Raw genomic sequence first — 12,579 nt, forward strand, 5'->3', positions numbered from 1 at the left:
AGGGTTAGCTTCGAGAGATTCTTTTAAACGGTTAAATTCTGCAGGTCAGAATTCCCGAAAAAAGACAGTATCAGGGGCCACTTCCCCACGGCCGCACCTTCGGCATCGCCGCTGTCACCTCGACCTCCCGCAACATCTCACCCGCCGCCAGCCCATCGCGCACCCAATCCAAAGCCTGCCACCAATCCTCATAGCCGCGCCGGGCGGAGGCGATCTGTTCCGGATGCGGCCGCCAGGTAACCGGGCAAGCGAGGATGTCTATGGTTTTCCATGTACCGCGTGCAGTCGGGCCTTGAACCCGCATTCGCACGGTGCCCACCACGATGGTGGCAGAGCGTTCGCCATGCTGGTTCTGCTTGGTCTCCATCGGCACGCAGCGCGGCACTACGCCGGGCATCCAGTCGGGCGTTATCCCCGCACGGGCCATTTCGGCGACGCTGATCGCCATCCGAATGCCGCCGAGGCTGTCCGGCATTCCCGCGACGGTGGCCGCCACCACCTCTGCGTCGGCATGGGTATAACTGCCCATCTTGTGCTGGCCGCCGTCAACCTTGCAGCCCAGCGCGGCGCGTTGCATCAGAATATATTCGAGGCCAAAACCAAAGCCTTCCTCGGATGCATCCTTTGGCGGGGGCAGTTCCAACTGCGCTTTTTCAGTACGAAACGCCCATTCCAGCAGCGCCTGCACGCCGAGCGCGCGTTTCACCTTTGTCTCGCCAGCCCGCCCAATCCGTCCCTGCATGCTCATGGCTGCAATCCTTCAAACAGGGTCATCTGGGTCGGACGCTGGGCTGCATCTGTCGACCGCCATATCCACGGGCCGGAGGCCATGGGCAGCTGCGAGAGCGCGCCACGCATGTGCTGCTGCCAGAGGGTGAACTCCGTTGCCGAGCAGGCGCAGAGCGCGTGCCCGATGGGCCATCCCATCAGCCATCCGACGAAGAGCGGGTTCAGCCTGCGCCGTGCCCGGGCTTTCAGAATCCGCCGCGAGACGACCCGCCCATGCGAGGCAATCAGATAGGCCCAGAGCGGGCGCGAGATCGGGGCGTGCGGCGAGGACCGCAGCCCATGCGCCGTGATCACCGGGTCCGGGCGGGTGAAGCCCTGCTCCGCCCGATAATGCAGGATGTCCATCCGGCTCTTGCCATCGGCGCGAATGATGCTGGCCGCGCTGCTGCCCTTCCAGTTCTGCGCCGCCGGGGTCGGCCATTGTGCCGCTTGTGCTGGCAGGGGTGGTGTTCCGCCCGAGCCATAGCTCTGCCCCGGCCCTCCCTTCGCGCCATCCGTGGCCTTGGGCGTCGACCAGTTCGCGATGCCCAGCGCCAGCACTTCCGCCTTGCGGGTGAAGTCGCTGTTCCCCGCCGGGTTGTAGCGATCCGTGCCGGGATGCAGGCTCATCGGTGTGGGCCACGATGAAGATGCGCAGCCGTTGGTGCGGCGCGCCAACTTCTGCCGCGCTGAACAGACCCGCCGCAGGCGTGTAACCCATGTCCAAAAGCTCTCGCAGCACGGTTTCAAGGCCGAGAGTAATGTGGCCGGGCACGTTTTCGAGGAAGGCCCATTTGGGGCGGCATTCCCCGATGACTCTTGCAACCTCGGGCCAGAGGTGGCGGGGGTCATTGGCACCTTCGCGTTTGCCAGCGGCACTGAAGGGCTGGCAGGGATATCCGGCGAGGACGATGTCGAAGGCGCCGTGGAAGACCCGGGCATCGAAACTGCGGAGATCATCCCAGATCGGGGCAGGGGCGAAATACCCGGCGCGCTGGGCGGCGATGAGGACGGCGCGGGGCCAGTCCTCCCATTCGACAAAGGTGCGGGTGTGATATCCGGGTTCGGCCAGCATGAGGCCCAGATCAAGGCCTCCGCCGCCTGCGCAGAGGGACAATCCGTGCCGGGGACGTGACACCATGCCATTCACCGCACCCCCCGCATCCGGAGGCGTTCGGGTGTTACCAGGTTCCGCACCAGCATCAGGTCGCGGATGCTGTTGTTGATCGCGCTGACCGGCAAGAAGCCATCGGCGTTGACCATCTTGGCATAGAACGCCGCCTTCTCGTCGTCGCTGAGCCGGGGAGGATCCACGCGCTTGCGCTGTCGCTTGGACTTTTGACTTTTGGCGTTTGCAATGGTCGCCTGCGCATCGCGCTGGGCTGTCCGTTCCATGAACCGGTCGAGGGCTTTGGGGCCATCGGGCGGATTGGGATGATCGGCTCGGGTCTCGGTGGCTGTCTCGATGATCCGCTTCTGTGACAAACCGAGGTCATCGATCCAGCGGCGGACATGCGTTCTGGCTGGCCAGCCTTGCCACCAAGCGGGCAGAGTGGCGTTGGCGGCAAAGCCCAGCGCCGAGAGCAACTCTGCGAAGAACCGATCAAAATCGGCATCGCGCGCTTGCGCGTCCTCCTCCTCCTTTACAGGTTTACTTAAGGGTTCTCTTACAAGGTTAGTCTCCGGATTCCGGAGATGGCTTTGGGCAAAATCCGGAGATGGGATTGGCGAAAATCCGGAGATGGCCCTATCTCCGGATTCCGGAGTTGGGTCGGCGCGTTGTTCTTCCTCCGTTCCGCAAAAGCCGTGTCCGGTTTCCGGAGTTGGCTCTTGTGGAAAGCCATCTTCGAACCCCAGGATGTAGCGTGTCGCCTGGCGTTTATGGGTGCGCGGATCATGGACCCGGACGCGGTGGATCAGCCGCAGCTCTTCCAACTTGGCGAGGTGTTCGTTCAGCGCCGAGATCGACATTTCCGCATCGTCGGCAAGCCGTGCCTGCGTCGGAAAGCAGCCAAAATCAGGGTTATGCCGGTCGCACAGAAACCAGAGTATCCGTCTTGATCAAGCCTCTTTAATCACCCAATTTCGGTTTGCTTTGATGAGGGCGTTGGCACAAAACAACGATCTTGGTGGCAGGTTTCAACCCACGTTGCTGGATGGCCCAGACAGTCGCTTTGTGGCTCATGGCGCAATCCTCCGCGCCGGGATCTGCACACGACTGGTGAAGCCGTTGTCCGCCAGCGCGCCCAGCGCATCGTCGACAGACCGCACCAGCGCCCAGCCGAAGCCCTGCGCGCAGACCGTGTCGCGGAACACCTCCTGCGATCTCCGTAATCGGCCCGTCTCGCTTTTGACCTCAAGGAACAGGACGCGGCTGCCAGAAATCACGATCAGATCGGCAAAGCCAGAATGGACGCCCATGCCAACCAGGATCGACTGACGTTTGGCACCGCGCGGCCCGGCTTCGGTCACCTCGTTGACGCAGTGATGGACAATGGCATCGCGGGGCAGGGCGAAGCGCAGCGCTTGCACAATTGCACGCTGGGCATCGGCCTCAGGTGTGCTGCGCCGGTTCATGCGACACCACCTTTCGGGAAGGCGGCAGCTGCAATGGCGTGGAGGGGGCGACGGTCCAGCAAGCGCAGCAGGTCGATAGCATCTGCGCATTCGCTAGCATCGCCGGTTTGACCGACGACCACACGGGCCGCGAGGATGACCAGCGAATCCGGATGCTGCGTGGTATCGGCCAGGACGCCGCGCGCCTCGGTCAGGCGATCGGTCATCCAGTCGCCGGTTGTCGGGACGGGGACCAGGGGATGGGACAAAAGAAAGGTCATCGGCGCGCCCTCGCACGCACGCGTTTTGTGCTTTCCTGTTTTTCCAGCCAGTCCATCACCACGGCGCGGCGGTAAAAGGTTGTGCGCCCCGCTCGCACGCAGGCTGGGCCGATGCGCCGCTCGTCCCAGCGCCGAAGCGTGGCAACGGAAAGTCCGAGCTCGAGGGCCAGATCAAGGCGGCTGATCCATCCCGCCATTAATGGCACCGGAGGTTTTGCGGGAATTTGATGGGTTTGGGTCATAGGTCTTCTCCCGATTGTTGCCCAAAGGGGGCGTTTGTCCGGTTTGAGAAGACGCAGATCGGCAGGTGCGGCGGGAAGGCACTGACCGGCACTGAATGGCAGTGGATTTGCACCCCTATGCCGCTCCTTGTTTTATTGGGTTTTTGTGATTTCGGCCAAAATCATGCTGCGGCGCAGCGCGAGCGAAGCGCTGTCCGTTTGAGCCGATGATCTATGCGGGTGCCGATAGCGCGCGCGTCCCGCCCCATAAAACAAGGAGTTTTGTCTGTATGACAGAAGCGGCGGGGCGGCACTGACCGGCAGTGGATTTGCAGCCCGATGCCGGTCATTGATTTGATTGAGTTTTTTGTGGTGGCGCGCCTTTGGTTGACTTTGCGCGGTAGGGCGTGGTCATCGCGCGCTTCGTTCTCAAATGCGGAAAACCGGTGCTCAGGCCCTTTTTTCCCAAAACCCGCAAAACACGCGCGGCACCGGGGTGCAAATCCACTGCCAGCCCGCGCCACTCAGCGCCGGTCAGTGCCTCGCCGCCGCGTGGCAGTTCATGATTACCTTGATAGAGCCACGAATCTACGCGTCATGACAGGGGCTGCAACAGGAGGATGATATGCCCAAGCGCATGAGATTGAATGATAAAACGGTTCGTGAACCCTTGCCCGTGAAAGGGAGGGATTATCAGATTTTCGACGTCGAGGTGCGGGGCTTTGCCGTGTGCATCTACCGCTCGGGCGGCCGGGCCTTCACGCTGGATTACCGATATGCTGGTCGCCAGCGTCGGATGACCATTGGGCGCTGGCCGGAATGGACGGTGACGGCGGCAAGAGAGCGCGCGAGGCAACTGCGCCGCGAAATTGACGAGGGCGGGGATCCGCTGGCCGGAAAGAGTGAGTTGCGCACCGCGCCGCGTATCAGCGACATGATCGAGCGCTATATCTCCGAGCATGTGGTCAAACTGGCCCCGGCGAATGCGGCGGATCAAAAGGCGATGCTGGCCAAGTTGGTCGTGCCGCAGTGGGGCAACAAGCTGGTCACGGACATCACCAAGAATGATGTGGCAAAGCTGCTTGCGAAGATCGCCGAGGGCAGGGCGCGCCCGTCAAAGGTCAAACCCAACAATCGCGCGCGCAAATTGCAGGGCCCCAAGCCCACCCCGGTGCGCGCCAACCGCGTCGGCGAGGTGTTGCGCAAGATGTTCACGCTGGCCATTGAATGGGGCTGGCGCGAGGACAATCCGGCCTCTGGGTTCCACCGCCGCATTGAGACCGAGCGCGAGCGGTTCCTGAGCCCACAAGAAATCGTCCGTCTGGCCTCGGCGCTGGACGATGCTACGGACCAGCGCGCCGCCGGGATCATCCGGCTTTGCATGTTGACCGGCGCGCGATTGGGCGAAGTGCGGCAATCGCGGTTTGAACAATTCAATCTGGACCTCGGTGTCTGGTCAAAGCCTGCCGCCACCACCAAGCAGCGCAAGATCCACAGGGTTCCTGTCTCTGGCGATGTGGCGGCGATTGTGCGCCAACGCCAGCTGCTGGTCCCGAGCGGCGTGGCATGGCTGTTTCCCGGCGATGTGCCCGGCCAGCCGGTCAAGGAAATCCGCCATTTCTGGCGGCAGGTTCAGAAGATCGCGGATTTGCCGGATGTGCGCATTCACGATCTGCGCCATACCTTCGCGTCGTTGCTGGTCAGCGGTGGCGCATCTTTGGAAATGATTGGCAAGCTGCTGGGTCATACGCAAATGCAGACGACCCAGCGCTATGCGCACCTGATGGACTCGCCGCTGCGGGCGGGCGTTGACGCGGTGGCGCATATCTTCCGGCCTCGCCCGACACTGGTCCACGATGCGGACAGTGATCGCAAGCAGGCCTGACCACCGCGCAAGATCAGACGTTTTCGTCCTGTTGAAGTTCGCTCAACATCTTCCACAGTTCATCGACATGGCGCCGGATGGAGCGCTCGCTTGGAATATCGTCGCCATTCGAATGTGCCACGAACCAGTCCTGAATGTCGCCGATCATCTCGGCTTTGGTGGCTGGGATGCCGCGTACATGAATGCGAACCAGAAAAGCCTTGGTCATGCCGTCCCAATCATAGGGCGATGCCGATCCGGTACCCCCGCTGACCCGGCGCAGAAGATCATGCTTATCTTCAAACTTCATGACCTGTTTGCTGCGCAAAAACAGATCGGCAATGGAGACATCAACGCCCTCGGGTGGATCGGTGACAAAGAGCCAGTCGGTGGCTTCTTCGGTGCGCAAGCGACGCAACAGCGCGTTCTTGGGGCCGGTCCCACAGCGGCGAAACATTGGCACGATATCCATGGGGCAGATGATAACCGTGCCTGCGACCCTTGTTGTGTCACAGAAGGTGGGAGGGATGCCGGTAATGATCTCCAGCTGGCCAGCGGTCGACCAGCCCGAGATGTCGGCCAAGGCGCACCCCCAACGGGCAGCCACTTCGTGAAGGGTGTAAAATTCGCGCGGAGGGAGCTTCATCGTGTAATCCATCTTTCATTGAGCCTTGAATTGGCGCTTGGCAGGCGGAATAATCCGCCAGGCGTGGTGACTGTTTGCGGGGCGGCGTCTGCACCTAAAAGTTGTCGAATCATAAATGACTCGCCCCAAGGCTGATCTTGCACCACACTCCCCGTAAGAACCTGACGTGGAGGAAAAAAGAATCACGATGGCCTTTGCGAAGACCCTGGACTTGATGCGATTGGCCGAGATGGCCGCTGCCCGCCACAAGGGCGTTTCCCTCGTGGAGGTGAGTGCTGAATTTGGCGTCAACCTGCGCACCGCCCAACGCATGATCCGGGGCCTGGAGGCGGCATTCCCGAGCATTGAGTTCTCCACCGATCAGGATCGGCGGCGCTGGTGGAAACTGAATGATACGAAATTCCTGCGCATGCAGGGGATCCGTGACCACGAGTTGGAGGCTTTGGAGACGAGCATTCGTCGCGCCCAGCGCGAAGGGGCCACCAGGGATGTCTCTGCATTGATCTCGCTACGGGATCGGCTTTTGGCAGCGATGCCGTCCTCGCACGCGCGTCGGGCCGAAGTGGATGCGGGTGCGATGCTCGAGGCGCAGGGCTATGCCTGCCGTCCAGGACCGCGCGTGCAGGTCGAACCCGTCATACTGGGCGCAATTGCCGTGGCGATCAAAGCGCCATTTTCACTGAACATTGCCTATCGGGGTGCGCGGGATAATGGTGTGCTGGACCGTGTGGTTGAACCCTATGGCCTGCTGCTGGGGATCCGGCAGTATCTGATCGCCCGCGATCTTGGCAACGGGCGGGAATTCCGACGCTTCCGGCTGGATCGCATCAGCAGCGCCAAGATCACCGGGCAGTCTTTCGCCCGCGACCCGGAGTTCGACCTGGACACCTATGCCGCCCAGTCCTTTGGCTCGTACCACTCGGCAGCGGAATACCAACTGGTCGTCTGGCGCTTTGCGCCCAGCGCGGCGGTCGCTGCAAGCGAGTTTGAATTCCATTCCGACCAAGTCGTCACCGAAGAGCCGGATGGCGCGCTGCGCGTCGAGTTTACGGCTAGCGGGTGGGTCGAGATGGCTTGGCATCTTTACCAGTGGGGCGATAAGGTCGAGGTGATCGCCCCGGCTGAACTGCGGGATATGGTGAAGGGGCATCAGCGCGGGGATTTGGGCGTGCTGCCTTGACGCGTTGGGGTATTCTTCAACCTAGCCGATTGGCACCCACCAAGTGGGCGGGGCGCGATACTTTTAGCCCTTCGCTGACGATCGCTCGCTCCATGCCGCTTTCCGAAGCTGCAGTTCACACCTGCCGCAGCGACATTTAGAAGGGGTGAAACGGCGCTTTGGACAATCTGCATCTAGTCCGTCGTTTACTTCTTGAGCGCGGCTCGACTAGTCTCTGGTCTGTTACGGAGCATTGACCAGAATTCGGACGGCGGTTTCCAATCGTCGATGGACTAAAAAGCACCGGGGACACAGTGAAAAGTGACCTTTGCTCGAATTCGTCTAATGGCTGGTATACTTTTGACGCAAAAACAGGGACATCTATGTATCTCCACTCCTATCGGCTAAAAAATTACAGGCGTTTGCGCGACGTCCGTGTGGAGCTAGCGTCAGACATATCGATCTTTGTTGGTGCCAACAACAGCGGAAAGACATCTGCCACTCAAGCGATCATAGCGTTCTTGTCGGGCGCGAAAGGCCGCTTTTCTCTATTTGATTTTAGCTCGCATACCTGGAAAGAACTAAATGCCTTAGGAGAGGCGAACGACGCTGAAGATGCAAACGCCACGATACCGGCAATCAGCTTGGATCTATGGTTTCGAGTAACCGAGGCTGACCTTTATCTGGTCATTCCGATCCTTCCCAGTACGGCGTGGGCAGGCAGCAAGGTGGGCATACGCATTGAGTTCGCCGCAAAAAACCCGGTTGATCTTCTCGAACGATACAGGCTGCAAAAGCAGACAGCGCTTGCTCAAGCTGCTGCGCTCCCGGAAGGTGCGGGGGCCTACGTGCCTTGGCCGAAGTCCCTCACTGACTTTCTCGAAAAGGAGCTTCAGAGCGAATTTGAGCTCCGCTATTTCGTGCTGGACGACGCACAGTTTGACGATAACCTCGTAGAAAACGAGGGCTATGTGCCTGCGATTATCGGGGGAGAGCCCAGCGGCGCAACCATTCTAAAGTCGCTCGTCCGCGTCGATTGCCTCAACGCTCAAAGGCATCTCGCCGACCCATCTTCGCGTTCGGAAGGCGGTTCAGGCAGGTCAGAAGATCTATCTCGTCGTTTGAGCCGATTTTATCAGAGAAACTTAGAGCAACGAGAGGAAGATCACTCTGCGTTGAAGGCGCTGTTCGAGTCCGAAGTCGGATTGAATAAACACTTGATGGACGTGTTTGCACCTACGCTCGATCGGATAGCAACTCTCGGGTATCCTGGACTGCATAATCCTAAACTTGAAATAATATCCGCGCTGAATCCTGCATCGGTGATGAGCCAAGATGCACGCATCCACTACGTTCTTGGTGATGGTGAACAGGCCACCCGATTGCCCGACAGCTACAATGGTCTGGGCTTCAAAAACCTGATTTATATGGTAGTGGAGATCCTCGACCTTCAGGCGAAATGGTTCGATGAGGAAGAGAAGCGACCACCGCTACACTTGATTTTCATCGAGGAGCCGGAAGCACATCTGCATGCGCAGCTTCAGCAGGTATTTATCCGAAACGTACTTGGTCTTCTGGCCCGTCCTGGCGAAGAAGAAGGTATATTCTCCAGTCAGGTCGTGATCACGACGCACTCTCCTCATATCCTTTACGAGCGCGGATTTGCCCCTATCCGTTACTTCCGTCGACACGTTGTCGAGAGTGAACAGAGCACCCAAGTCCTGAATCTATCAGCCTTTCAAGCTGGGGATGCGCCTAAAGATCGCGACTTCCTACAGCGTTACCTCAAGCTGACCCACTGCGATCTGTTCTTCGCCGATGCTGCCATACTAGTTGAAGGCAATGTTGAGCGTCTGCTAATGCCATTGATGATTGAAAAGGAGGCGTCAACTCTCCGGTCTACTGCCCTCTGTATCCTAGAAGTAGGGGGGGCGTTTGGCCATCGGTTTAAGGAACTAATTGAGTTTCTTGGTGTCACGACCCTTCTCATTACCGACATTGACAGCGTCACGGCTGCTGTAGAGCCTGCTCCAGTTGATGGCGATAACGAGGATGAAGAAATAGAGTTTGAGATTCCCGGAGCAGCCGGAGCACCTGCCTCGAAACGATACGGAAAGGCGTGTCTCACCAGTACAGAAGGCGCGGAGACCTCAAACCAGACCCTGATCCAATGGCTGCCAAAGAAGCGGTTCATCTCGGAACTTCTTATAGCAGGACCTGAAGACAAAGTTGCTGACCTAGTCGGCTCAGAAACAGCGAAAGTAATGGTGACGTATCAGGTGGCCACGGATGTGACTTGGGCAGGTCACTCGGTTCCACTTTGCGGCCGCACGCTTGAAGAGGCATTCGGCCTAGAAAACGCAACTTGGTGCCAAGCGAATGAACAGCGAATTGTCGGACTGAAACTTCGCAATCCGCCCGCGGATGCGTCTGCTCTCGCCGGTGGGCTTCATAAGCGTGTCGGAAGCTCGGGTTTTGATAAAACCAAGTTTGCTCTACAGGTTCTTGCTTCCGAAAAAGACGCGTGGGCAACTCCGAGATATATTCGCGACGGTCTTGTCTGGCTAGCAAAACAAGTTAGCCTGGAAGTTGAGCAGGAGGCCGAAGCTATTGTCGATGCCGCTTTAGCGGCCGATGGTGCAGTTGAATGAGCAGTAGCCGAGCAAATAAACCTGATACGCAGGCAGATATTGAGCTTCGCCAGTGTTTGACCGGCACACAGAAACGCAACTTTATAATGGTCGCCGGTGCTGGCTCCGGAAAGACAACTTCTCTGGTGAAGGCGCTCGCCACAACCATAGAGGCGTATGGTTCAACTTTGAAAGTTAGTCGCCAGCGTGTCGCCTGCATTACGTACACTGAGATAGCCGCAGGTGAGATCTGGGCCGACGTTGGAAATAACCCACTGATTCACGTCTCCACGATCCACAGCTTTCTCTGGTCAATCACTCGCTCATTTCAATACGATATCAAGGCGTGGGTATTGCGCAGGATCAGCGAGAGGATTGACGACCTGACGGCGACCGCCGCTGGCTTCGGGCCACGTGTTCAACAGCGAACACGTGACAAAAATCAACGTGACATTGCTCGGTTTGAAGAATCTCGGGGCGACGTAGAACTTGTCCGAGCCTTTACCTATGGCACCGGCAGCGACTATGCAAAGGGGATTTTGGGGCACGACGATATCATCCGCATGGCAACCGATTTCATTCTGGAACGGCCCCTTTTCCGCACTCTAATAGCACAGCAATTTCCATTCGTGTTTGTCGACGAAAGTCAGGATACCCAAGAAGTCGTCGTTGAGGCGCTGAAGGCTGCAGCAGCCCAAGCTGGAGGGAAGTTCTGCCTCGGCTTCTTTGGTGATCCTATGCAGCGCATCTATCCCACGGGCATAGGCCCCATTGAGCTAGAAGATGGCTGGCTGTTGATCAATAAAGAGGAAAACTTCCGTTGTCCGAGAACTGTTCTCGCCGTGGCCAACGCCATCCGCCGTGATGGAGACGATTTAGTACAGGCGGGCGGACGTATGCAGGAAATTGGCGGGGTGCGCGAACTAGTGGACGGAACAGCACGCATTTTCGTACTTCCCGCAGATGGGCGACGCAACGAACGCTTGTCTGCGGTCCGTGGGATGGTGGCTCGAGAGAACGCAGATATCGCTTGGGTCGATGGCCACGATGCTGACTACAAACTTTTGGTCATTGTTCATCGAATGGCTGCCACAAGACTCGGTTTCGGAGCTCTTTACGCCGCAATGAATGATAAAGCACCAGGGTCCTTCCGCGATGGATTTCTCGATGCTACGGCTTGGCCAATTAGGCCTTTTACTTCATTCATCCTGCCCGTTGTCGAAGCGATTGAAGCTGGCGATGAGTTCGCGGTGATGTCGCTCCTACGCAAGCATTGTCCACGTCTCAAAAAAGATTCCGTATCAAAGATGGGCGCCGCCGAACTTCTGGCAGCGCTCCGAGGGGGCGTTTTTCATCTTAGTGAAATGCTTGCAGTGGATTCTGCCGCAACCGTTCGCGACGTTCTCAGCCACGTCCGCGATCTAAGCCTTGTCACACTTGACCCGCGCATCATAGCATATCTTGACGACCATGGTCCGATCTTAGAAGCAAATGCAGCCGAAGTCGACGAAGAAGAAGATACGACACGAGAAATCGCAGCGATGGATGCGTTTTTGGGATGCTCCGCGCTACAATTTCGAGGCTACAGGCGGTACATTCAGCAGCTCTCGCCTTTCTCCACTCAGCAAGGCATCAAGGGCGCAGAATTTGAGCGAGTGTTGGTGGTGCTCGATGATGAGGAGGGCACGCACGTCCAATTCTCATACGATAAATATTTCGGCGTGAAGGCACTATCAGCCCGCGATGACGAGAACATTCGGGGCGGTAAAGAAACATCAGTCGAACGCACCCGACGTCTTTTCTATGTGTGCTGCACGCGTGCGCTGACCGACCTCGTCGTTGTGTATTTTTCCAATGATCCAGCTGTTGCAATACGAAACGTGCGAGCTTCCGGCATTTTCCCTGATGACGCGGTCTTTGACGAAGCAGCACTCGGCTGACAGGTAATACCGCAGGCGCGATCTGGCAGCTTTAGACGCAATACGAGCATTAAGTTCTTGGCTGTTTGCTGCCTCCTCGCGCACGCCCATAGCCGCTACGAATTGGTACGACTTGCATCCGCACTACACAGCGCGAGCAAAGTGATTATTGTCAGCGCACTATTGATCGATTCACATCAACGCCACATCAACGGTATCCGTCCGGTCTGACTGGTGTTGACTTATTCGGCAGCCCAGTTCCATGGCATGAGTTCTTCGAGGCGGGTCATCTTGTGGTCTGCAACGCGCTCGAGAACCCAGCGAAGCCAGGCTTCGGGATCTACCTTGTTCATGCGGGCGGTTTCGATGAGCGTGTAGGCTATGGCCGCAGCTTCACCGCCGCCCTTTGATCCCATGAAGAGATAGTTTTTGCGGCCGAGAGTCACCGGCCGAATTGATCGCTCACAGATGTTGTTGTCCAGCTCGAGCTGGCCGTTTTCAAGATAGGCCCGGGCCTTGGGCATGCGACCGAGCG

The 12,579-nt window shown here is 58.4% G+C and carries 12 protein-coding genes and 2 pseudogenes; 4 read left to right on the forward strand and 10 right to left on the reverse strand.

Translation table 11 applies throughout. The features are described from left to right. Positions 1-70: 70 nt before the first annotated feature. The 8 genes and pseudogenes from BMY36_RS14040 to BMY36_RS14070 form a co-directional block, all read right to left on the reverse strand. Positions 71-748: a hypothetical protein gene (locus BMY36_RS14040; RefSeq protein ID WP_050520810.1), complete on the reverse strand. Its 678-nt coding sequence runs from the start codon at positions 746-748 to the stop codon at positions 71-73. Continuing rightward, a complete protein-coding gene (locus BMY36_RS20510; RefSeq protein ID WP_050520809.1) occupies positions 745-1,398 on the reverse strand; it encodes a hypothetical protein in 654 nt (217 codons plus the stop codon). Before BMY36_RS20510 ends, BMY36_RS14040 begins: the two co-directional genes overlap by 4 nt. Positions 1,399-1,453: 55 nt before the next feature. Further along, positions 1,454-1,909, reverse strand: a pseudogene (locus BMY36_RS20965) (DNA cytosine methyltransferase); the annotation flags it as partial. Between the two features lie 5 nt (positions 1,910-1,914). Next, positions 1,915-2,739, reverse strand: a complete 825-nt coding sequence (locus BMY36_RS19980; protein ID WP_336469880.1) for a helix-turn-helix domain-containing protein — start codon at positions 2,737-2,739, stop codon at positions 1,915-1,917. Between the two features lie 3 nt (positions 2,740-2,742). Beyond that, positions 2,743-2,820 (reverse strand): annotated as a pseudogene (locus BMY36_RS20890) (hypothetical protein); the annotation flags it as partial. A gap of 129 nt (positions 2,821-2,949) precedes the next feature. Further along, on the reverse strand, positions 2,950-3,345 hold the full coding sequence (locus BMY36_RS14060) for a VRR-NUC domain-containing protein (RefSeq protein WP_050520806.1): 396 nt from the start codon (positions 3,343-3,345) through the stop codon (positions 2,950-2,952). After that, a complete protein-coding gene (locus BMY36_RS14065) occupies positions 3,342-3,605 on the reverse strand; it encodes a hypothetical protein (RefSeq protein ID WP_231579772.1) in 264 nt (87 codons plus the stop codon). The genes BMY36_RS14060 and BMY36_RS14065 overlap by 4 nt, the downstream gene beginning before the upstream one ends. After that, positions 3,602-3,847: a helix-turn-helix transcriptional regulator gene (locus tag BMY36_RS14070; protein ID WP_050520805.1), complete on the reverse strand. Its 246-nt coding sequence runs from the start codon at positions 3,845-3,847 to the stop codon at positions 3,602-3,604. The genes BMY36_RS14065 and BMY36_RS14070 overlap by 4 nt, the downstream gene beginning before the upstream one ends. Positions 3,848-4,451: 604 nt before the next feature. On the opposite strand from BMY36_RS14070, the gene BMY36_RS14075 reads away from it, so the two are divergent. After that, a complete protein-coding gene (locus BMY36_RS14075; RefSeq protein WP_050520804.1) occupies positions 4,452-5,711 on the forward strand; it encodes a tyrosine-type recombinase/integrase in 1,260 nt (419 codons plus the stop codon). A gap of 13 nt (positions 5,712-5,724) precedes the next feature. Here BMY36_RS14075 and BMY36_RS14080 read toward each other — a convergent pair whose 3' ends face one another. Beyond that, positions 5,725-6,348: a hypothetical protein gene (locus BMY36_RS14080; RefSeq protein ID WP_231579771.1), complete on the reverse strand. Its 624-nt coding sequence runs from the start codon at positions 6,346-6,348 to the stop codon at positions 5,725-5,727. A gap of 154 nt (positions 6,349-6,502) precedes the next feature. Between BMY36_RS14080 and BMY36_RS14085 the strand changes: the two genes are divergently transcribed. The 3 genes from BMY36_RS14085 to BMY36_RS14095 all read left to right on the forward strand — a co-directional run bounded on the left by BMY36_RS14085 (position 6,503) and on the right by BMY36_RS14095 (position 12,065). Beyond that, a complete protein-coding gene (locus BMY36_RS14085) occupies positions 6,503-7,516 on the forward strand; it encodes a helix-turn-helix transcriptional regulator (protein WP_139194063.1) in 1,014 nt (337 codons plus the stop codon). Between the two features lie 362 nt (positions 7,517-7,878). Further along, the gene (locus BMY36_RS14090) at positions 7,879-10,146 is read left to right on the forward strand and encodes an ATP-dependent nuclease (protein WP_050520802.1); all 2,268 of its coding nucleotides are present in this window, start codon (positions 7,879-7,881) and stop codon (positions 10,144-10,146) included. Further along, entirely contained in the window at positions 10,143-12,065 is a 1,923-nt protein-coding gene (locus BMY36_RS14095) for a UvrD-helicase domain-containing protein (RefSeq protein ID WP_050520801.1), read from the forward strand. The genes BMY36_RS14090 and BMY36_RS14095 overlap by 4 nt, the downstream gene beginning before the upstream one ends. A gap of 221 nt (positions 12,066-12,286) precedes the next feature. Here BMY36_RS14095 and BMY36_RS14100 read toward each other — a convergent pair. After that, on the reverse strand, positions 12,287-12,579 hold a 293-nt coding region (locus BMY36_RS14100; protein WP_139194064.1), incomplete at its 5' end, for a transposase domain-containing protein.

It is taken from the genome of Pseudorhodobacter antarcticus (genome assembly GCF_900110135.1).
GTDB lineage: Bacteria > Pseudomonadota > Alphaproteobacteria > Rhodobacterales > Rhodobacteraceae > Pseudorhodobacter > Pseudorhodobacter antarcticus.

What these genes read in the sequence shown, in the direction of transcription:
- BMY36_RS14040 (WP_050520810.1), bottom strand. Translation starts at nt 748, where the DNA reads ATGAGCATGCAGGGACGGATTGGGCGGGCTGGCGAGACAAAGGTGAAA.
- BMY36_RS20510 (WP_050520809.1), bottom strand. Translation starts at nt 1,398, where the DNA reads ATGAGCCTGCATCCCGGCACGGATCGCTACAACCCGGCGGGGAACAGC.
- BMY36_RS19980 (WP_336469880.1), bottom strand. Translation starts at nt 2,739, where the DNA reads ATGTCGATCTCGGCGCTGAACGAACACCTCGCCAAGTTGGAAGAGCTG.
- BMY36_RS14060 (WP_050520806.1), bottom strand. Translation starts at nt 3,345, where the DNA reads ATGAACCGGCGCAGCACACCTGAGGCCGATGCCCAGCGTGCAATTGTG.
- BMY36_RS14065 (WP_231579772.1), bottom strand. Translation starts at nt 3,605, where the DNA reads ATGACCTTTCTTTTGTCCCATCCCCTGGTCCCCGTCCCGACAACCGGC.
- BMY36_RS14070 (WP_050520805.1), bottom strand. Translation starts at nt 3,847, where the DNA reads ATGACCCAAACCCATCAAATTCCCGCAAAACCTCCGGTGCCATTAATG.
- BMY36_RS14075 (WP_050520804.1), top strand. Translation starts at nt 4,452, where the DNA reads ATGCCCAAGCGCATGAGATTGAATGATAAAACGGTTCGTGAACCCTTG.
- BMY36_RS14080 (WP_231579771.1), bottom strand. Translation starts at nt 6,348, where the DNA reads ATGGATTACACGATGAAGCTCCCTCCGCGCGAATTTTACACCCTTCAC.
- BMY36_RS14090 (WP_050520802.1), top strand. Translation starts at nt 7,879, where the DNA reads ATGTATCTCCACTCCTATCGGCTAAAAAATTACAGGCGTTTGCGCGAC.
- BMY36_RS14095 (WP_050520801.1), top strand. Translation starts at nt 10,143, where the DNA reads ATGAGCAGTAGCCGAGCAAATAAACCTGATACGCAGGCAGATATTGAG.